Source organism: Massilia sp. NP310 (genome assembly GCF_019443485.1).
Taxonomy (GTDB): Bacteria; Pseudomonadota; Gammaproteobacteria; order Burkholderiales; family Burkholderiaceae_D; genus Telluria; species Telluria timonae.
This window is the reverse complement of sequence record NZ_CP080379.1, coordinates 3,796,313-3,816,488: the sequence shown is the minus strand read 5'-3', so window position 1 is coordinate 3,816,488 and position 20,176 is coordinate 3,796,313. Positions and strand designations below refer to the sequence as shown.

Below are 20,176 nucleotides of genomic sequence, written 5' to 3'. Positions count from 1 at the left end.
CCAGGGAGTACACATGTATGTTGTCCGTCCGGTAGATCGCGCCGATATCGGCGCGCTGGAAGCGATGGCGGCCATCTCGATGCCGGGCGTGCACACGCTCCCGCGCACGCGTGAAGGCATAGTCGCGGCGGTCGAGCGCTCGATCGCCTCGTTCGCGGCCCAGGTCGATATCCCGAGCGAAGAGTCGTACCTGTTCGTGCTGGAAGACCTGCGTTCGCGCGAAGTGGTCGGCACCGCCATCATCCACGCCTCGGCCGGCTCGAACGGCACCTATTTCGCGTTCCGCAACGACGTGATCCAGCAGGTCTCGCGCGACCTGAACATCAGCCACAGCGTGCACGCGCTGACCCTGTGCTCCGAGCTGACCGCCTATTCGCAGCTGTCCGGCTTCTTCCTGCGCCACCGCGACAGCGCCGGCGTCGAGGCCGCGCTGCTGTCGCGCGCGCGCCTGCTGTATGCGATGCTGGCGCCGCACCGCTTCGGCGACCGCTTCTTCGTGCCGCTGGCCGGGCGCCTGGATGCCGACGGCCAGTCGCCGTTCTGGAATGCGCTGGGCCGCAAGTTCTTCAAGATGGATTTCCTCGAGGCCGAGCGCCTGATCGAGGGCGCCCGCAACCGCACCCTGATCGTCGAGCTGATGCCGCACTATCCGGTCTACGTGCCGCTGCTGCCGGGCGACGCCCAGGCCGCGCTGGGCCAGATCCATCCCGGCGGCCAGATGGCCTTCGACCTGCTGGCGCAAGAAGGCTTCGAAGCCGACGAATACATCGACATCTTCGACGGCGGCCCGATCCTGCAGGCGCACAAGAACGCGCTGCGCTCGTTCTGCGCCTCGTACAAGCTGCGCGTGGGCGCGGGGCCTGCTCAGGGGCATGAACCTGCTCCCGATGTGGCGCCTGTCGACTACGCCGTCGCCACCGTCGACAACGGTTTCCGCGCCGTGACCGTGCGCACGGCGCCGATCGAACATGCGCACACCATCGCGCTGCCGCGTGACGTCCAGCAGGCGCTGGGCGTGGCGCCGGGCGACGAAGTGGTGTGCGTGCGCATCCAGGGAGAACCCGCATGCTCGTGATCCGTTCCGCCAAGACCTCCGACCTGGACGCCCTGATCGAGATGGCGCGCCAGGCCGGCAGCGGCATGACGACGCTGAAGCCCGATCCCGAGATGCTGGGCCAGCGCCTGGCCACCTCCGAGGCCTCGTTCGCCCAAACCATCCCGCCCGAGCAGCGCGACTACATGTTCGTGCTCGAGCACACCCAGGACCGCAGCATCGCCGGCGTGTGCGCGATCAAGGGCGCGGTCGGCCTGACCGAGCCGTTTTACAACTACCGCATCGGCACCCTGGTGCACTGCAGCCGCGAGCTGAACGTGTTCACCCGGATGGAGACGCTGTACCTGTCGAACGACCTCACCGGCTCGACCGAACTGTGCTCGCTGTTCCTGCTGCCGCAGTACCGCGCCGGCTTCAACGGCAAGTGGCTGTCCAAGAGCCGCTTCCTGTTCATCGCCCAGTTCCAGCACCTGTTCACCGAAAAGATCATCGCCGAGATGCGCGGCTACCAGGACGAGGCGGGCGACTCGCCGTTCTACGAAGGCCTGGGCCGCCACTTCTTCAAGATGGACTTCAACCACGTCGATGGCCTGACCGCGATCGGCAAGAAGTCCTTCATCGCCGAGCTGATGCCGCGCCAGCCGCTGTACGTCGACTACCTGCCGCAATCGGCGATCGACGTGATCGGCAAGGTGCACACCTCGACCCAGCCGGCGCGCCGCCTGCTGGAGCAGGAAGGCATGCATTACGAGGGCTACGTCGACATCTTCGACGCCGGTCCGGTGCTGCAGGGCCGCGTGTCCGAACTGCGCGCGGTGCGCGACAGCGTGCTGGCGGTGGCGGCCGAAGGGCTGCCGGTCGAAGACCATGACGCTGCCCCGGACACCGAGCACATGCTGGTGTCGAACACCCGCCTCGGCGATTTCCGGATGATCCTGACCCGCGCCGTGCCGGGCGCCACCAGCGTGGTCCTCAAGCCCGAGGAACTGGCCCAGTTGGGCTGCAGCGCGGGCGACAACGTGCGCACCCTGACACTCAATACCAGGAAGACTTCCCATGGCTAATCTCTCGAACTACATCAACGGCGAGTGGCTCGCCGGCAGCGGTCGCGAACTGGCCACCGTCGATCCGTCGACCGGCCGCCAGACCTGGACCAGCAGCGAATCGACCCAGGAAGACGTGGCGCGCGCGGCCCAGGCGGCGCGCGACAGCTTCGAAGCCTGGGCCTTGCGCCCGCTCGAAGAACGCATCGCCGTCGCCATCCGTTTTCGCGACCTGCTGAAGGAAAACGCCGAGGAGCTGGCGGCGACCATCGCCGAGGAAGTCGGCAAACCGCTGTGGGAAGCGCGCACCGAGGTTGCGACCATGGCCAACAAGATCGACATTTCTGTCCTTTCTTACAGCGCGCGCACCGGCGAAAGCCTGGCCAAGGTCGCGGACGGCAATGCCGTGCTGCGCCACCGTCCGCACGGCGTGTTCGCCGTGTATGGCCCGTACAACTTCCCCGGCCACCTGCCGAACGGCCACATCGTGCCGGCCCTGATCGCCGGGAATACCGTCGTGTTCAAGCCGAGCGAGTATGCGCCGCGCACGGCGGTGAAGACCGTCGCACTGTGGGAGAAGGCCGGCCTGCCGAAGGGCGTGCTGAACCTGGTCAACGGCGGCCGCGAGACCGGCATCGCGCTGGGCCAGGAACCGCTGGTCGATGGCGTGCTGTTCACCGGCAGCAGCCAGACCGGCTCCGCCTTGCATAAACAGTTCGGTGGCCAGCCGGGCAAGATGCTGGCGCTGGAAATGGGCGGCAACAATCCGCTGGTGGTGTGGGATCTCAGTGACAACCCCTTGGATATCGACGCCGCCGTCCACCACACCGTGATGTCGGCCTTCATCTCGGCCGGCCAGCGCTGCACCTGCGCGCGCCGCCTGGTCATCCAGGACAACGAAGCGGGCCAGGCCTTCCTGAAGCGCCTGGTCGACGTCGCGGCGAACCTGCAGGTCGGTCCATCGAATGCCGAGCCGCAGCCATTCATGGGACCGGTGGTCTCGAGCGCCGTCGCGGCGCGCCTGGTGCAGGCGCAGGCCGACATGGCGACGAAAGGTGGAAAAATCCTGCTGCAGATGCGCCAGCTGGACAAGGACGCCGGCTTCGTCACCGCCGGCATCGTCGACACCACCGATGCACAAGGCATCCCCGACGAAGAATGGTTCGGCCCGCTGCTGCAGGTGATCCGCGTGGACGACTTCGACGCAGCCCTGCGCGTGGCCAACGCCACCGAATTCGGCCTGGCTGCCGCGTTGCTGTCGCCGTCGGAAGAACTGTGGAAGCGGTTTGCCGTGCGCGCCAGGGCCGGCATCGTCAACTGGAACCGTCCGACCACGGGCGCGGCCAGCTCGGCGCCGTTCGGCGGCGTCGGCAAGTCGGGCAACCACCGTCCGAGCGCGTATTACGCGGCCGACTACTGCGCCTACCCGGTGGCCTCGATCGAGACTGCGGAACTGGAAATGCCGGCCAAGCTGTCGCCCGGCCTGGCCTTCCCGGCGCAAGGAGCCTGAGCATGCGTGACGCCCGTGAATTCAACTTCGACGGCCTGGTCGGCCCGTCGCACAACTACGCCGGCCTCTCGTTCGGCAACGTCGCTTCGTTCAACAACGTGCGCTCGGCCTCGAACCCGCGCCAGGCCGCGCTGCAGGGCCTGGCCAAGATGCGCGAACTGGCAGCGCGCGGCTTCGCCCAGGCGGTGATGCCGCCGCAGGGCCGTCCGAACTTTCGCCTGCTGCGCAGCCTGGGCTTCTCCGGTACCGATGCCGACGTCCTGGCGCGCGCCTACCGCGAAGCGCCCGTGATCCTGGCCTGCGCCTGGTCGGCCGCGCCGATGTGGACCGCGAACGCCGGCACCGTCAGCCCCTCGGCCGACTCGCTCGACGGCCGCGTGCACTTTACCGCAGCGAACCTGAACAACAAGCTGCACCGCTCCGAAGAGCACCTGCAGGCCACGCGCACGCTGCGCGCGATCTTCGCCGACAGCAACCATTTCGTGGTGCACGACACCCTGCCGTCGGTACCGGCGTTCGCCGACGAAGGCGCCGCCAACCACACGCGCTTCGCCGCCAGCCATGGCGCGCCCGGCGTCGAATTCTTCGTCTATGGCCGCGTGGAGTTCGACCCATCCGCCCCGGCCCCGAGGAAATACCCGGCGCGCCAGACGCTCGAGGCGTCGCAGGCGATCGCGCGCCTGCACGGCCTGGACCCGGCGCGCACCGTGTTCGCCGCCCAGAATCCGGACGTGATCGACCAGGGCGTGTTCCACAACGACGTGATCTCGGTCGGCAACGGCAACGTGCTGTTCTACCATGAGCAGGCGTTTGCCGACGAAGAGGGCACCCTGGACGCGCTGCGCCGGGCCCTGGCCGGCGTCGATACCGAGCTGCAGGCGGTGCGCGTGGCGAGCGGCCAGGTGCCGGTGGCCGACGCCGTGGCCAGCTACCTGTTCAACAGCCAGCTGCTGTCCAAGCCGGACGGCCGCATGGCGCTGGTGGTGCCGCACGAGTGCCGCGAGAACCCGGCCGTGTCCAACTACCTGGCCGGCCTGGTGTCCAGCGGCGGCCCGATCGACGAGCTGGTCGAATTCGACCTGCGCCAGAGCATGCGCAACGGCGGCGGACCGGCCTGCCTGCGCCTGCGCGTGGTGCTGACCGACGAAGAAGCCGCCGCCATGCACCAGGGCGTGATCATGACCGAGGCGCTGTATGCGCGGCTGGTGGGCTGGGTCGAGCAACATTACCGCGACCGCATCGAGCCGAAGGACCTGGCCGATCCGCAGCTGGCCATCGAATGCGCGACGGCGCTGGAAGAACTCACCCGCATCCTCGGATTGCCGGGGCTGTACGATTGGTAACGATGTAGTATTCGGGCGGGAGATCCCTGCCCTAGATAAGCAGGGCAGCGCTGGGCCACGAGCTTGCGGCGCACCAGGCACACAACTTTGGAGAAGCAAGATGAAAGACATGCCCAACGATCTGCGCAACCAGACGCTCGCGCTGGTCAACGCCAACCAGTCCGCCGACAGCGCCCAGGTCAATGCCCTGACCGCCGCCTGGATCGGATCGCTCGACGACGAAGACCTGGCCGGCACCGCGCCGCAAAGCCTGGCGCCGGTGCTGGTGGAAGGGTTCTCGCAACTGGCCCAGCGCAGCGGCCCCGGCGCCCAGATCGCCACCATGCGCTACTCGGACGGCCGCGGCGGCATCGCCACCGCACTCTTGATTCTGAACGACGACCGTCCCTACCTGGTCGACTCCTTCGTCATGGCGCTGCGCCGCGAACGCCTGACCGCCGCCGGCGTGATGAACGCCGTGCTGCCGGTGCGCCGCGACGGGCAGGGCGTGGTGGTGGCGGTCGGCGAAGCCGGCAGCCCGCTGGAATCGATCGTCCTGTGCCTGCTGAACGATGAACTGCAGTTCGAAGAACTGGACAAGCTGACCGCGCGCCTGCGCATGGTCGCCAACGACGCCGCCACCGTGCAGCGCGACGCCGTCGCCATGGGCGACCGCATGACCGCCGTGGCCGCCGCCGCCGCTGCCACCGGCACCCCGGAAGGCCAGGAAGTCGCGGCCTTCCTCGAGTGGGCCAAGAACGAAGGCTACGAGCCGTTCGGCTACGCCTACTACGTCGTCAAGCCGGGCGCGCGCGAACTCGAACGCGACATCCCGAGCCGCATCGGCGTGCTGCAGGATACCGCGCACCCGGTCTACGGCACCTGCCTGGCCAGCATTCCGGGCGACTTCGAAACCCTGTCGCTGCGCGCCGAGAACCTGTCGATCGTCAAGGCCGACGTGGCCGGCACCCTGCACCGCGACGCGCCGCTGGACTTCATCGGCGTGCGCGACCTGGATGCGCAAGGCAAGATCCTGGGCGAGCACTGCTTCATCGGCCTGTTCACCCGCGCCGCCACCTCGACCCCGCTGGCGCGCCTGCCGTTCGCGCGCGGCCGCGTGGCGCGCGTGCTGTCGATCGCCGGCGTGCGCCAGGAAGGCTTCCGCGCCGAGAAATTCATCGAGATCCTCGAATCGCTGCCGCGCACCGAAGCGCTGGAAGCCGAGCCGGAATGGCTGGCCGAAGTCTGCAGCGCCGTGGTCTCGCTGTACAAGCAGCCGCGCGCGAAGGTGTTCGCGCGCCGCGACGTCTACCAGCGCCACCTGAACGTGCTGGTCTACTTGCCGCGCGAGCGCTTTTCCGCCGCGGTGGCCGCCAGCCTGGCCGGCGCCCTGAAGGAAAGCTCGGGCGCGCGCGACGTCGACGTCCAGACCCTGGTGGCCGACGGCCCGCTGGCGCGCGTCTACCTGATCGCGCACGCCGCGCGCTATCCGCTCGACCTGGAAACCGACATCCAGCGTCCGCTGCTGGGCGTGCTCGATGGCTGGCACGACCGCTTCGCCGAGTTGATCAACTCGGTCGACGAAAGCCGCCAGCGCAGCCTGATGCGCAAGATCGTGCCGACCCTGCCGGTCAACTTCGTCACCGCGACCGCGCCCGAAACCGCGTTCCGCGACGTGCATGCGCTGCTCACCAAATGCCGTCCGGACCGCGTGACCGCGCGCATCGAGAACGATGACGCCGCCGGCGCCTCGATCCGCCTGTATTCGAGCGAGACCGTGCCGTCGCTGTCGCGCATCCTGCCGGCGCTGCAGAACGCCGGCATCGCGGTCGACCGCGAGCAGACCTACCGCCACACCGGCCTGGACGGCGTGCGCCGCTACGTGACCGCGCTGACGGTCGACGCCGAGAGCGCCGCCAAGCTGGCCAAGCCGGGCATCGCCCACGTGGCCGAAGAGCTGTTCAGTGCCCTGTTCAACGACGAAGCCGAAGACGGCCGCATGAACGGCCTGACCATCGAAGGCGGCCTGTCGCTGCGCGAAGTGCAGCTGGTGCGCGCCTACATCAGCTACTGGCGCCAGCTGGGCTCGAAATTCTCGGTGCGCTACATGGCCGAGACCCTGCGCACCCAGCCGGCCCTGGTGAAGGAATTCGTCGCCGGCTTCATCATGCGCTTCGATCCAGCCCTGAGCGATGAACAGCGCAACGAAGGCAGCAGCAAGCTGACCACCCTCAAGACCGGCCTGCCGAGCGTGAACCACGCCGACACCGAAGAGATCATGGGCGCGCTGGTCGACCTGGCGCTGGCCACCGTGCGCACCAACTACTTCCAGAACAGCGGCGAGAAGATCATCTTCAAGGTCGACACCAGCAACCTGGCGCTGGCGCCGGAGCCGCGTCCCTACCGCGAAATCTACGTGTTCTCGCGCCGATTCGAAGGCGTGCACCTGCGCGGCGGCCCGGTCGCCCGCGGCGGCCTGCGCTGGTCGGACCGCATGGAAGACTACCGCACCGAGGTGCTGGGCCTGGTGAAGGCGCAGATGGTCAAGAACGCCGTCATCGTGCCGGCCGGCTCGAAGGGTGGCTTCGTGTGCAAGCAGATGCCGGCCGGCGCCCCGCGCGACGTGGTGGCGGCCGAGGGCGAGGCAGTCTATCGCCTGTTCATCGCCAGCCTGCTGGAAGTGACCGACAACCGCGTGCAGGGCGAGATCGTTCCGCCTGCTGCGACCGCGCGCCATGACGGCGACGATCCCTACCTGGTGGTGGCTGCCGACAAGGGCACCGCGACCTTCTCCGACATCGCCAACAGCATCGCGGTGGAACGTGGCTTCTGGCTGGGCGACGCCTTCGCCTCGGGCGGCTCGAACGGCTACGACCACAAGAAGATGGGCATCACCGCCAAGGGCGCGTTCGAAGCGGTCAAGCGCCACTTCTACGAACTGGGCCACGACCTGGCCAACAACCCGATCACCGTGACCGGCGTCGGCGACATGTCGGGCGACGTGTTCGGCAACGGCGTGCTGCTGTCGCGCCAGCTGAAGCTGGTGGCGGCCTTCGACCACCGCCACATCTTCCTCGATCCGACCCCGGACGTGGCGGTGTCGTTCAAGGAGCGCGAGCGCATGTTTGCGCTGCCGCGCTCGTCGTGGGAAGACTACGACAAGAACCTGATCTCGGCTGGCGGCGGCGTGTACCCGCGCAATGCCCGCTCGATCGAGCTGTCGCCGCAGATCCGCGAAGTGCTGGGCATCGAGGAGACCTCGCTGCCGCCTCAGGAACTGATGCACCGCATCGTCAAGGCGCCGGTCGACCTGTTCTACAACGGCGGCATCGGCACTTACATCAAGGCCTCGACCGAAACCCACGCGCAAGTCAAGGATCGCGCCAACGATCAGATCCGCGTCAACGGCAATGAACTGCGCTGCAAGGTGGTGGCCGAGGGCGGCAACCTGGGCGCGACCCAGGCCGGCCGCATCGAGTTCGCGCTCGCCGGTGGCCGCATCTTCACCGATGCGATCGACAACTCGGCCGGCGTGGATTGCTCGGACCACGAAGTCAACGTCAAGATCTGGCTCGACACCGAAGTCAACGCCGGCAAGCTGCCGGAAAGTGACCGTAACCGCATCCTGAACGAGATGACGGGCGAGATCGAGCGCCTGGTCTTGCGCGACAATACGCTGCAGACCCATTTGCTGACGCGCGAAGTGCAGGCGCAGGCCAATAGCGCGGTGGTCGACGGCTACATGGCCCTGATCGGCAACCTGGAAGCCGAAGGCGCGGTCTCGCGCGAGCTGGAGCAGTTGCCGCTTGATGCCGAACTGCAGCGCCGCAAGTCGCTGGGCCTGGGCCTGACGGCGCCGGAGCTGGCGGTCGTGATCGCCAACGTCAAGAACCGCTTCAAGCGCACGCTGGCGGCGCTGCCGCTGACCGACGAGGTGTGGGCCGACTCGCTGCTGCGTCCTTACTTCCCGGCCCAGCTGGTGGCGACCCGCGATCCGCTGGACCATCCGCTGGCCAACACCATCCTGGCCACCGTGCTGGCCAACGAGGCGGTCAACCGCTGCGGCCCGTTGATGCTGCGCGACCTGGCGCTGGAACACCGCATCGACGAGACCGAAGTGGTCAAGGCCTGGGCCCGCGCCTGGGCGGCGCTGCACCTGGCGCCGGTATTCGAGGCGCTCGACGCAGACGCCCTGGTGGTGCCGCGCGACGTCTCGGTCGCGGTCGACAACCGCAGCCGCGCCATGCTGCGCGCCGTGGTCGAAGGCGTGCTGTCGCTGCCGGCCAACTCGGAAGGCCTGAAGGAGCTGTCGACCCTGTTCGCCGAGGCCGATCAGAGCCAGGCGCCGCAGATCCGTTCCGAAGCCGACGGCCATACCGGCCTGCCGGTGCCGTTCGCGGCGGTCTGGAAGGCGGTCGAGATCATCGAATCGCAGGCCTCGTTCCTGTTCGCCGCCGTGTCGGTGCAGCGCCCTGGCGGCATGACCCTGCTGCAGTTCCTGCAGATCGGCACCGTGCTGCGCCAGAAGGTCGGCATCGATACGCTGGAACTGGGCCTGAAGCTGCCGGCGCAGAGCAAGTCGCAGGAACAGCTGCGCAACTATGCGCTGCAGTCGCTGCGCCGCGCCCAGCAGCGCCTGCTGCTGCAGGTGATCGAGCGTGCGGGCCAGGATGGCAATATGGAAGCGGCGGTCGAGGAAGTGATGGCCGCGCGCGGCCTGACCGGCTTCGCCCAGCCGGCCGACCTGGAGCAGGCGATGCTGGACGTGTGGGCCTTGTCCGAAGGCCTGAGTCCGGAACGTCTGGCGGCCTGAATCGTGAGCGCATTGCCTGAAGCAGTGCGCGCGCTGGCCGAGGCGGATTTCGCCTCGGTCGCGCAGCGCTTCGAAAGCGCCGGCTTTGCGGTCGCGCAGCCGGCGTCCGGCGTGCTGACCGTCAAGGCGGCGACGCCGGATGCCGGCCGTCCCAGCGTGCTGGTGTCGGTGGGCGTGCATGGCGACGAGACCGGGCCGATCGAGATGGTCGCCTGGCTGGTCGAGGCGCTGTCGCGCACGCCGGAAGCGCTGGCGGTGGACCTGATGCTGTGCGTCGGGAACATCGATGCCATCCGGTTGGCCAAGCGCTTCGTCGATGCGGACCTGAACCGCATGTTCCGTGCCGAGCGCGGTGCGCTGGCCGGGACCTTCGAGGCCGGCCGCGCCGACGTGCTGATCGACGTCACGCGCGCCTTCTTCGAAGGCAGCGGACCGCAACGCTGGCATCTCGACCTGCACACGGCGATCCGGCCTTCGCACTATCCGATGTTCGCGATCGTGCCCGAGCTGATCGCAGACCGGGCCCGCGAAAGCCTGATCGCGTGGATGGGCGAGGCCGGGATCCAGGCCATCATCATGAATCCGGCTTCCGCCGGCACCTACAGCTACTTCACGTCCGAGCACCTCGGCGCGGCCGGCACCACGGTCGAGCTGGGGCGGGTCGGCACGCTGGGACAGAACGACCTGTCGCAGTTCGCCGATGCGGCCAAGGCGCTGGAGCGCCTGCTGCGCGGGCAGCCTGCCGGTGAAGCGAAGGCGGCGCCGCACGTGTTCGCGACGGCGCGCTCGATCATGAAGCTGTCCGATGCGTTCAGCATGCGCGTGGGCCGCGAGACCTGGAACTTCACGCCGATGAAACGTGGGGAGGTGATCGCGCTGGATGGCGACACGGTCTATACGGTCGAGCATGACGAGGAACTGGTCGTGTTCCCCAACCCCGACGTGCGAGTAGGACTGCGCGCCGGGATCATGGTGGTGCGCATTCACTGAAGCGCAGTGCACAGAAGAGCGGGCCGCGGCTCGCTCTCTTGCCTTCTGCACGAATCCTTCCGGCGGGCTAGACTGGACCTCCTTGAAAAGCAGGAGGCACCATGAGCAAGCTGTTCTCTCCCTATTCCCTGGGCACTCTCGAGCTGTCCAACCGCATCGCCATCGCCCCGATGTGCCAGTACTCGGCCGTCGACGGCCTGCCCACCGACTGGCACATGATCCACCTCGGCAACCTGGCCCTGTCCGGCGCCGCGCTCCTGATCATCGAAGCCACCGCCGTCACCCCAGAAGGCCGCATCTCTCCGGACGACCTGGGCCTGTGGTCCGATGATCACGCCACCGCGTTGGCGCCGGTGATCGCCGCGATCCGCCGCCATTCCCCGATCAAGGTCGCGGTCCAGCTGGCCCACGCCGGGCGCAAGGCGTCGAGCGAAGTGCCATGGGAAGGCGGCGCCAACATCCCGCCCGACCAGCCGCGCGGCTGGCAGACGGAGGCCCCGTCCGCGGCGCCGCATGCCGACGGCGAGACCGTGCCGCTGGCGCTGGACGCCGACGGCCTGGTGCGGGTGAAGGACGCCTTCGTGGCCGCCGCCCGCCGCGCCCAGGCGCTAGGCCTGGACGCGATCGAGCTGCATGGCGCCCACGGCTACCTGCTGCACCAGTTCCTGTCGCCGCTGGCCAACCACCGTGACGACGCGTATGGCGGCTCGCTGGAGAACCGCATGCGCTACCCGCTCGAGGTGCTGGCCGCCGTGCGCGGGGCGGTGCCGGGGATGACGGTGGGGATGCGCATCTCGGCCACCGACTGGGTCGAGGGCGGCTGGGACCTGGAGCAGAGCGTGCGCTTCGCCCACGCATTGAAGGCCCAGGGCTGCGACTTCATCCACGTCTCGACCGGCGGCGTCTCGCCCCTCCAGCAGATCCCGCTGGGGCCGGGCTACCAGATCGAATTCGCCGAACGCATCAAGCGCGAGACCGGCTTGCCGACCATCGGCGTGGGCCTGATCACCGAGGCGCGCCAGGCCGAGGACATGCTGCAGCGCGACCAGGCCGACGTCATCGGCCTGGCGCGCGCCATGCTGTACGACCCGCGCTGGCCGTGGCATGCGGCGGCCGAGCTGGGCGACCAGGTGTTCGCGCCGCCGCAGTACTGGCGTTCGCAGCCGCGCGAGCACAAGGAACTGTTCGGCGATACGCGGCTGCGCCAGCGCTGATCCGTTCACGCCGTTTTTTTGCAGTCCAGCGCGGCTTTATCGCAGTTCGTCGCATGCAGATGGCGACGGGGCAGGGGGCTTGCTAGAGTGCCATCACTCGAACAACAACCTGATTGGACTGCCATGCGTACCCTTATCGCCCTTGCCTCCCTTGCAGCGCTCACCGGCTGCGCCATCATCGTCGCTCCGGGCGACGGCGAGACCCGCGTGCATACCGCGTGGAGCAGCGATGCGAAGGAAGGCAACGGCGTCGCCGCGCGCGACCAGCGCGCGATTGGCGCACTGCCGGCCATCAGCGTGAGCGGCTCGCTGCCGGTCGAGGTACGTGTCGGCCCGGCGCCGTCGCTGGTGGTCGAGGCGGATAGCAACCTGCTGCCGCTGATCCGCACCGAGACCGAGGGCGACACCCTGCGCATCTATTCCGAAAAAAGCCTGCGCAGCAAGACTCCGTTGCGCATCGTGTACACCGTGCCGCGCCTTTCCGAGGTGCGCGCTTCCGGCGCGACCCGCGTCGAAGTGAGCGATCTGGCTGGAACGCCGCTCGACGTACGCAAGAGCGGTTCGTCCGAAGTGCGCCTGAGCGGCAAGGTCGGCAACCTGAATGCGCGCTCCAGCGGCTCGGGCCTGCTCGACGCGAGCCGGCTGCAGAGCGACGGCATCGACGCGACCCTGTCGGGATCGAGCCGCATGCGCCTGGGGCAGGTAAAGGGGGATCATGCGCGCCTGGATCTGAGCGGATCGAGCTCGCTTGACGCCAGCGGCGCGGTGCGCTCGCTGAGCGCCCGCGTGAGCGGCTCGGCCAGCGTCGACCTGGCCGACCTGAAAACCGAGGACGCCGACCTCGGCGCCAGCGGTTCGGGTGGCATCCGCGCCACGGTGAAACAGTCGCTGTTCGCCCGCACCTCGGGCTCGGGCGGCATCCGCGTGTATGGCCACCCGGCCCAGCGCAGCATCACCGGCGACCGGGTGCACCTGCTGGATTGATCAGATCAGGTTGTCCAGCAGGTCCGGGCCGAACACTTCGCGGTGCAGGCGTTCGGCCGGGGCGCCGTCTTCCAGCAGCGCATTCCACTGCGCCTGCATGAACGGCAGCGGGCCGCACATATAGACATTGGTCTCGCTGCGCGGCCACGCCGGCAGGCGCGCCAGGTCCATGAAGCCGGGCAGGGTGCCGGGAGCGTCGCCCTCTTCATGGAAGGTCACCACTTCCAGGTTCGGCATGCGCGCCCGGGCCGCCGCGACGTCGGCCTGGTGCGGATGGTGTGCGGCGCAGCGCGCGGCGTGCGCGAAGATCACGCGGCGCTGCGGATTGACCAGGGCGATGCGGTTCAGCGCGCCGATCATCGGCGTGATGCCCACGCCGGCCGAGAGCAGCACCACCGGCTCGTCGGACTCGGTATCCGGCAGGAAGTCGCCGAACGGGTAGCTGACCTGCAGGATGTCGCCCACTTTCACCTTACTGTGCAGCCAGTTCGACACGGCGCCGGCCGGGATGTCGGCCTTGCCTTCCTCGCGCTTGACCGAGATGCGCATCGAATCGACGCCATGCGCATCCGACAGGCTGTACTGGCGCAGCTGCCTGAACCCGTCGTCGAAGATCGCTTCCACGCTCACGTACTGGCCGGCCTTGAACGGCGGCAGCGGCCCGCCATCCTGCGGCACGAAGCGGATCGACAGCACGTTCTCGCTTTCGCGTACCACTTCCGTCACGCGCATCGGACGCAGATGGCCAGGCTCGATGCCGGCGTCGGCATACATTCTGGCTTCGGCGTCGATGAAGACCTTGGCCAGCGAGCCATAGGCTTCTTCCCAGGCTTTCATCAACGGTTCGACGGCGGCGTCGCCCAGGGTCGACTTGATCGCGCCCAGCAGGTGGAAGCCGACGATCGGGTACTTGTCGGCGGTCAGGCCGACCGAGACGTGCTTGTGCACGATGCGGCTGACCACCGGACCGAGGGCGGCGGCGTTGTCGATGTTGGCGGCATAGGCGAACAGCGCCGAGGCGAGCGACTGCTGCTGCACGCCGCTGGCCTGGTTACCCATATTGAACAGCTGGCGCAGTTCCGGGTGGGCCTTGAACATACTGGCGTAGAAGGTGGTCGTGATGGCAGGACCGTGCTGGCGCAGGACGGGAACCGAAGCGTCGATATAGGGGCGGGAAGCGGCGGAAATCATGGAAGTTCCTTAATAGATGCAATTTAAACGCATGTTTGAAGGCTGAAAAAAGCCCGCCTGTGGGTCTTCGCGTGCGGGCAACGGCAAGTCGACGGAAGAATTCTATCAAAGATGCTCTGCAAATGCAGCTTATTTAAACTCCTTGTTTAAACTAATTATTGCGAGGGAGGCGGACTCACCTATAATCGCAACTTCGTTTTTGAGACTGTTGAGCTGCGGCCGTCGCCGCGATCACTACCGCGCATCGAAGGACTCGCCGTGAACCAGACCCTGGGCCAGAAGCTGTTACGTACCAAATCGGCAGCACGCCATCACGAGGAAACCGCCAGCGTCGGCGTCGCCGGCGCCGTGCCCGGCCTGCATCGTTCGCTCGGCCTGTTCCCCCTGACCATGATCGGCGTCGGCGCCACGATCGGCACCGGCATCTTCTTCACGATGGTCGAAGCGGTGCCGAAGGCCGGCCCTGCGGTCGTGCTGTCGTTCCTGCTGGCGGCGCTGACCGCCGGCCTGACCGCGCTGTGCTACGCCGAACTGGCCGGCCGCGTGCCGGCCTCGGGCTCCTCGTATTCCTTCGCCTACGCCACCGTCGGCGAATTCGCGGCCTTCATCGTCGCCGCCTGCCTGCTGCTCGAATACGGGCTGGCGGCCAGCGCGACCTCGATCGGCTGGTCCGACTACCTGAACAACTTCTTGATGAACGCGTTCGGCTGGCAGATACCGGAGCAACTGCGCTCGCCGATGTTCGTCTCGGACCACCATAACGTGACCTTCCATCCGGGGAACATCAACCTGCCGCCGATCCTCCTGGTGATCATGTGCGGCTTCCTGCTGGTGCGCGGCGCCAGGGAGTCGGCCACCACCAACGCCATCATGGTGATCATCAAGCTGGCGATCCTGGTGTTCTTCGCCGCGATCGCCTTCACCGGATTCGACGCCAACAACTTCCAGCCCTTCTTCAATATGAACGAGGCCTCGGGCTATGCCGGCATGGCCGGCGTGACCGCCGCCGCCGGCACCGTGTTCTTCTCCTTCATCGGCCTGGACACCATCGCCACCGCCGGCGAAGAAGTGAAGGACCCGCGCCGCAACGTGCCGATCGGGATCCTGGCCGCGCTGATCATCGTGACCGTGTTCTACATGCTGGTCGCGGTGGCCGCCATGGGCGCCCAGCCGGCCCATATGTTCGAAGGCCAGCAGGCCGGCCTGTCGGTGATCCTGCAGAACGTGACCGGCCAGGCCTGGCCGGCGCTGGTGCTGTCGGCCGGCGCCGTGGTCTCGGTGTTCTCGGTGACCCTGGTGACGATCTACGGCCAGACCCGCATCCTGTACGCGATCAGCCGCGACGGCCTGATCCCGCAAGTGTTCCAGAAGGTGAGCGCGCGCACCCAGGCGCCGGTGAAGAACACCATCATCGTGTGCGTGGTGGTGGGCCTGGTGGCCGGCAGCGTCGACTCCACCTTCCTGTGGGATATGGTGAGCATGGGCACCCTGACCGCCTTCATGGTGGTCTCGATCGCGGTGCCGGTGATCCGCAAGCGCCAGGGCGCGGACGCGCCGCCGGGCTTCCGCGTGCCGTTCGGCCCCTACGTGATCCCGGGCCTGTCGGTGCTGGCCTGCCTGTACATCATGAAAGACCTGTCGCCCGCGACCTTCCGGGTGTTCTTCATCTGGATGGCAGTGGCGGTCGTGGCCTATTTCGGATACGGCATGCGCAACAGCCGCCTGAACAAGGCAAAGTAGGATGAACAAGTTCGAACGACGGCGCGACCGTTTCGCGCTGTTCGACGGCATGGACAGCCCGTCGGTCAACCTGTGCTTTCCGCTCGAGCTGCCGGACTTTCGCCCGTGGTGCAAGCAGCAGGACCTGGCGCCGTTCCACGTGCTGCTGTGCGCGGTGCTGCGCTCGGTCCTGAAGATCGAGAACTTCCGTTATCGCATCCACGACGACGAAGTGATCCGCATCGAGCGCCTGATCCCGTCGTTCACCGTCAAGAACCTCGACGACGACCTCAATTTCGCGACCTTCGACTGGTCGGATGACCTGCGCGAATTCGTCGCGCGCGGCCGTGCGGCCGGCATTGCCGCGTCGAACGTGACCGGGCTGAACCAGCGCTACGCCACGCTGTCGCCGCGCGAGGCCAAGGACCAGGTGTTCGTCACCTGCATCCCGTGGCTCGAGTTCACGGCGATCCAGCATCCGACCACCCGCGTCGGCCGCTCCGATATTCCCTCGTTGGCCTGGGGACGCTTCCGCGACGGGGCGGACGGCAAGCTCGTGCTGCCGTTCTCGGTGCAGGCCCACCACGGCTTCGTCGACGGCTTCCACATCTACCAGCTGGGCCAGCAGATCGTGTCCGAGCTGGCCGCGATGATGGCCTCTACTTCACCAGCGGCCGCACGTATTCCAGCAGGCTGACCAGGGTCTTGCCCGGTTCTTCCCACGGCGCCATGTGGGCCGAACGCTCGAACCAGACCGCGCGCTTCGACGGCGCCTTCACCTGCGCCAGCCAGGACTCAAGCGGCGCGGTCGGCGTCGTGTAGTCGTGCCGGCCCAGGAACATCACGACCGGGATCGGAAACGCTTTCACGCTTGAATAATCGACCTCGACGAATTCGGGCAGCAGCCGGCCCAGCGTGAGCAGGCTGCCGGCGTCGATGGCCTTGACCTGCTCCATCGTGTAGTCGGGCGAAAGCAGCGGGCCCTTGAAGAAATAGGTCGATTCGCTGCGCCAGGCCGACAGGCCGCCGTAGTGCTGCGGCCACTTGCGCGCGGCGACGATGCGCTCGCGCGTGATCGGCCGCTTGCCGGGGTAGGGGGCGATCGCCTGCAGCTCCTTCAACGCTTGCCTGTCGTCGTGGATGCGCGCCTGCTCCAGCGCATATTCGAAGCTGATGCGTTCATTCTCGCGCACGCTGATCACCTGGCCGATGCCGACGTAGGCGTGGAACAGGTCGGGGCGTTTCAACGACGCCGCCATCGAGATCACGGTGCCCCAGCTGTGCGCCATCAGCACCAGCTTCTGCTGGCCGTAGCGCCCGCGCAGGTGTTCGGCCACCTCGATCAGGTCGTCGACGTAGCGCTCGATGCGGATCGTCTCGCCCACGATGGCGGGATCGGTCTCGCCATAGCTCTTGCCGGCGCCGCGCTGGTCGTAGTTGGCGACCGTGAAGAACTCCTCGATCGGGCGCTGGAACTGCCACATGGTCGGCGTGATGGGTGAAGCCGGGCCGCCGTGCACGAACAGGATCATCGGATTGGCGCGGTCCTGCCCGCGCACATTGATCCATTGGTCGATGCCGCCGATGCGGGTTGTATAGGATTCCTGCACGCCGTGCGGCGCCACGATGCGCTGCAGGTCTTCGACCGCGGCGCGGGCGCCGGCCAGCCGCTTCGCATCGCTACTGTCCTGTGCCGAGGCGTCCGCGCACAGCATGCCCAGCGCGGCCAGGCAGCACACCAGGGTGTTCTTCATCTCGCTCTCCCGAAACTGTTTGAACCGAGTGTAGCGAGCGGCCCGCGGCGCGTCGCGGCGTGCGCGACAGGCGGGCGAAACGGCGGAATGGACTGCGCGAAACGCCATGAAAAAGGCCGCGCCCCTTGCGGTGACGCGGCCCTTGAAGGAAGAAAGAACGATTACAGCGCGTTCATCTCTTTCAGCAGATTATCCGCCTTGTCGACTTCCTTCATATTCCACAGCATGTAGCGGGTGTCGACCTGGATCGAGCGGGTCATGGCCTTGTTGAAGTCCCAGTCCGAGATGATCGAATCCAGGGTGCCGTCGAAGGCCAGGCCGATCAGCTCGCCCTTGGCGTTCAGCGCGGCCGAACCCGAGTTGCCGCCGGTGATGTCCAGCGTCGCCAGGAAGTTGACCGGCAGGGTCTTGAGCTTCGGATCGGCATACTTGCCGAAGTTCTTCGCCTGGATCGCGGCCAGCTGGTTGTCCGGCGCATCGAACTCGCCTTCGCCGGTGTGTTTGGCGGTCACGCCGGCCACGGTGGTGAAGGCGGTCCAGCCGGTGGTGCCGTCGGCGCCCACGTCACGGCCGGCGATCTTGCCGAAGGTAACACGCAGCGTGGAATTGGCGTCCGGGTAGACCGCCTGTCCACGGCTGTTCATGTAGGCGATCTTGGCCTTCATGTAGTTGCCGTAGGCTTGCTGGATCTTGCCGGCGGCTTCCTCGCCTTTTTCCTCGTCCTTGATGTCGGCGTCGTACATCGCGACCGCGGCCTTGATGAAGCTGTCGTTCGAGGCCTTGAACTCGGCCGGCGATTTCTTGAGCCACGCGGTGCGCTCTTCCTTGCTGGCCAGCTTGGAACCGGCATAGATGCGGTCCAGCGCCGACTTCAGTTCGGCTTCGCTCATGCCCGGCTTGATGCCGAGGGCGGCGTCGAAGGCCGCGTCATGCTCGGCGGCCGGCTGCGCGTTGTACTGCTTCAGGAAGTTCAGCACCAGCGCCTTGTCGACTTTTTCGTCGTAGGTGCGGTCCTGGCCTTCGATGACCGAGGTCAGGCGCGGCAGGTCGCGGTCCTGGTAGCCGGTCTTGCGCTCGGTGTCCGGCTTGGCGCGCTCGTTGGCCAGGCGGTACAACGTGCGCGCCGAACTCAGGAACTTCGGCTGCGCGTAGGTCAGGAAGAAGCCTTTCCTGGTGCCGGCGTCGCGTTCGGCGATCAGCTTTTCGGCCGCTTCGATGTCGGCGCCGTATTGGGCCTTGCGCGACGCATCGGCGTTCACCCAGGCCTTGAGCGCATTGTGCTCGGCGGTCTTGCGCTGCAAGAAGTCGCTGTTCTGGTACGAGACCAGCATGCCCTTGCGGTTCTTGTAGTAGTTGTTCACGCCGGCGATCTGGCCGGCGTATTTCAGGCGCGCGGCCGGGTCGTTCCTGGTCTCGCGGTCGATGATGGCCAGGGTCTCGCTAGATGCTTGCACGAAGGCCGGGTAGTTCCAGTCGAAGGTGAAGGCCACTTCGGACGGCAGGCGGTGGCGGTTGGTGCGGCCAGGGTAGCCCAGCACCATCACGAAGTCGCCTTCCTTGGCGTGGTCTTGCGCCAGCTTGATGACGTGCTTCGGCTTGTACGGCACGTTGTCCTTCGAGAACTCGGCCGATTTGCCGTCCTTGCTGACGTAGGCGCGGTAGAAGCCGTAGTCGCCGGTGTGGCGCGGCCACATCCAGTTGTCGGTGTCGCCGCCGAACTTGCCCACGCCGTCGGCCGGCGCGTGCACCAGGCGCACGTCGCGGATCTCGAGCTGCTTCAGGCGGTAGAACTCCAGGCCGCCGTAGAAGCTGGCCACGGTGCAGCGGTAGCCGGCATCCTGTTCGCAGGCCGCCACCAGGGTCTTCTGGTTCTTCTCGATGGCGTCGATGCGGGCCTTGCCGGTCAGCTTGGCCACTTCAGGCGTGATGACCTGGTTGCTGACGTTGGTGACTTCGTCGGTGACGAAGATGCGGCTGCCTGGCGATGCCGGCAGTTCCTCGGCCATGGTCTTGGCCAGGAAGCCGTTCTTCAGCAGGTCGCGCTCCGGCGTCGAATTGACGGCGATGCTGTTGTAGACGCAGTGGTGGTTGGTGACCACCAGGCCTTGCGGCGACACGAAGGAAGCCGAGCAGCCGCCCAGGCTGACGATGGCGCCCATCGGGAACTCGGTCAGCTTGGTCAGGTTGGCTGGATCCAGCTTGAGGCCGGCGGCTTTCAGTTGCTTGGCCACTTGTGGCAGCTGTTGCGGCATCCACATGCCTTCGTCCGCGTGGGCGGCGAAGCTGCTCAGGATGGCGAGCGAGAGAAGAGTCTGTTTCATGCGCGTGTGATCTGGTTGGGAAGGGAAACTCATGAACTAAGAACCTGTCTCGGTAGGTAGGAGTCGCTGCTGGCGCGCCTGGCAAGCGTGGGCGGCGTTGCTCGTCGTTGCATGGCGCCGCCATGCGGCCTCCTCGCGCCTTGCCCACACTTGCCATGCATCGCCATCAGCTTCCCCCCACCTGCCGAAACAGGTTCTGGAGCGTCCATGAGTATGGTAATCCCATGCAGGATCGTCAACCGCTATTTCGGCCGCGCAAGC

13 protein-coding genes are annotated in these 20,176 nt (G+C 67.1%); 10 read left to right on the top strand and 3 right to left on the bottom strand.

Going from position 1 to position 20,176, the window contains the following annotated elements:
* Nucleotides 1-13 precede the first annotated feature (13 nt).
* The 8 genes from KY496_RS16755 (at nucleotide 14) to KY496_RS16720 (ending at nucleotide 12,930) form a co-directional block, all read left to right on the top strand.
* The gene (locus KY496_RS16755; RefSeq protein WP_005664720.1) at nucleotides 14-1,075 is read left to right on the top strand and encodes an arginine N-succinyltransferase; all 1,062 of its coding nucleotides are present in this window, start codon (nucleotides 14-16) and stop codon (nucleotides 1,073-1,075) included.
* Nucleotides 1,066-2,118 (top strand): arginine N-succinyltransferase, encoded by a 1,053-nt coding sequence (gene astA / locus KY496_RS16750; RefSeq protein WP_005664722.1) that lies wholly within the window; start codon nucleotides 1,066-1,068, stop codon nucleotides 2,116-2,118. The genes KY496_RS16755 and astA overlap by 10 nt, the downstream gene beginning before the upstream one ends.
* Nucleotides 2,111-3,607 carry a succinylglutamate-semialdehyde dehydrogenase gene (astD, locus tag KY496_RS16745; RefSeq protein ID WP_219861641.1) on the top strand — a complete coding sequence of 499 codons (1,497 nt, stop codon included), beginning with the start codon at nucleotides 2,111-2,113 and terminating at the stop codon, nucleotides 3,605-3,607. Before astA ends, astD begins: the two co-directional genes overlap by 8 nt.
* A 2-nt stretch (nucleotides 3,608-3,609) precedes the next feature.
* Complete coding sequence (gene astB / locus KY496_RS16740) at nucleotides 3,610-4,950, top strand: N-succinylarginine dihydrolase (protein WP_219861640.1); 1,341 nt, start codon at nucleotides 3,610-3,612, stop codon at nucleotides 4,948-4,950.
* A gap of 100 nt (nucleotides 4,951-5,050) precedes the next feature.
* Nucleotides 5,051-9,742 (top strand): NAD-glutamate dehydrogenase domain-containing protein, encoded by a 4,692-nt coding sequence (locus KY496_RS16735; protein ID WP_219861638.1) that lies wholly within the window; start codon nucleotides 5,051-5,053, stop codon nucleotides 9,740-9,742.
* Between the two features lie 3 nt (nucleotides 9,743-9,745).
* Nucleotides 9,746-10,732, top strand: coding sequence for a succinylglutamate desuccinylase (locus KY496_RS16730; RefSeq protein ID WP_005664730.1), 987 nt, complete (start codon nucleotides 9,746-9,748; stop codon nucleotides 10,730-10,732).
* 101 nt (nucleotides 10,733-10,833) lie between these two features.
* Entirely contained in the window at nucleotides 10,834-11,946 is a 1,113-nt protein-coding gene (locus KY496_RS16725) for an NADH:flavin oxidoreductase/NADH oxidase (RefSeq protein ID WP_005664732.1), read from the top strand.
* 123 nt (nucleotides 11,947-12,069) lie between these two features.
* On the top strand, nucleotides 12,070-12,930 hold the full coding sequence (locus KY496_RS16720; protein WP_005664734.1) for a head GIN domain-containing protein: 861 nt from the start codon (nucleotides 12,070-12,072) through the stop codon (nucleotides 12,928-12,930).
* Here KY496_RS16720 and KY496_RS16715 read toward each other — a convergent pair whose 3' ends face one another.
* Nucleotides 12,931-14,121, bottom strand: a complete 1,191-nt coding sequence (locus tag KY496_RS16715) for a globin domain-containing protein (RefSeq protein WP_219861636.1) — start codon at nucleotides 14,119-14,121, stop codon at nucleotides 12,931-12,933.
* Nucleotides 14,122-14,379: 258 nt separating this feature from the next.
* Between KY496_RS16715 and KY496_RS16710 the strand changes: the two genes are divergently transcribed.
* Both KY496_RS16710 and KY496_RS16705 read left to right on the top strand, forming a co-directional pair.
* Complete coding sequence (locus KY496_RS16710) at nucleotides 14,380-15,861, top strand: APC family permease (protein ID WP_005664739.1); 1,482 nt, start codon at nucleotides 14,380-14,382, stop codon at nucleotides 15,859-15,861.
* 1 nt (nucleotide 15,862) lies between these two features.
* Nucleotides 15,863-16,537: a CatA-like O-acetyltransferase gene (locus KY496_RS16705; protein ID WP_219861634.1), complete on the top strand. Its 675-nt coding sequence runs from the start codon at nucleotides 15,863-15,865 to the stop codon at nucleotides 16,535-16,537.
* Here KY496_RS16705 and KY496_RS16700 read toward each other — a convergent pair.
* On the bottom strand, nucleotides 16,500-17,594 hold the full coding sequence (locus KY496_RS16700; protein ID WP_005664742.1) for an alpha/beta fold hydrolase: 1,095 nt from the start codon (nucleotides 17,592-17,594) through the stop codon (nucleotides 16,500-16,502). The two genes, KY496_RS16705 and KY496_RS16700, sit on opposite strands and share 38 nt — an antisense overlap.
* A 161-nt stretch (nucleotides 17,595-17,755) precedes the next feature.
* On the bottom strand, nucleotides 17,756-19,915 hold the full coding sequence (locus KY496_RS16695; protein WP_219861633.1) for a S46 family peptidase: 2,160 nt from the start codon (nucleotides 19,913-19,915) through the stop codon (nucleotides 17,756-17,758).
* Nucleotides 19,916-20,176: the final 261 nt, after the last annotated feature.

Excerpts from the sequence above, each read along its gene's own strand:
- KY496_RS16755 (WP_005664720.1), top strand. The coding sequence starts at position 14 with ATGTATGTTGTCCGTCCGGTAGATCGCGCCGATATCGGCGCGCTGGAA.
- astA (WP_005664722.1), top strand. The coding sequence starts at position 1,066 with ATGCTCGTGATCCGTTCCGCCAAGACCTCCGACCTGGACGCCCTGATC.
- astD (WP_219861641.1), top strand. The coding sequence starts at position 2,111 with ATGGCTAATCTCTCGAACTACATCAACGGCGAGTGGCTCGCCGGCAGC.
- astB (WP_219861640.1), top strand. The coding sequence starts at position 3,610 with ATGCGTGACGCCCGTGAATTCAACTTCGACGGCCTGGTCGGCCCGTCG.
- KY496_RS16735 (WP_219861638.1), top strand. The coding sequence starts at position 5,051 with ATGAAAGACATGCCCAACGATCTGCGCAACCAGACGCTCGCGCTGGTC.
- KY496_RS16725 (WP_005664732.1), top strand. The coding sequence starts at position 10,834 with ATGAGCAAGCTGTTCTCTCCCTATTCCCTGGGCACTCTCGAGCTGTCC.
- KY496_RS16720 (WP_005664734.1), top strand. The coding sequence starts at position 12,070 with ATGCGTACCCTTATCGCCCTTGCCTCCCTTGCAGCGCTCACCGGCTGC.
- KY496_RS16715 (WP_219861636.1), bottom strand. The coding sequence starts at position 14,121 with ATGATTTCCGCCGCTTCCCGCCCCTATATCGACGCTTCGGTTCCCGTC.
- KY496_RS16705 (WP_219861634.1), top strand. The coding sequence starts at position 15,863 with ATGAACAAGTTCGAACGACGGCGCGACCGTTTCGCGCTGTTCGACGGC.
- KY496_RS16700 (WP_005664742.1), bottom strand. The coding sequence starts at position 17,594 with ATGAAGAACACCCTGGTGTGCTGCCTGGCCGCGCTGGGCATGCTGTGC.
- KY496_RS16695 (WP_219861633.1), bottom strand. The coding sequence starts at position 19,915 with ATGAAACAGACTCTTCTCTCGCTCGCCATCCTGAGCAGCTTCGCCGCC.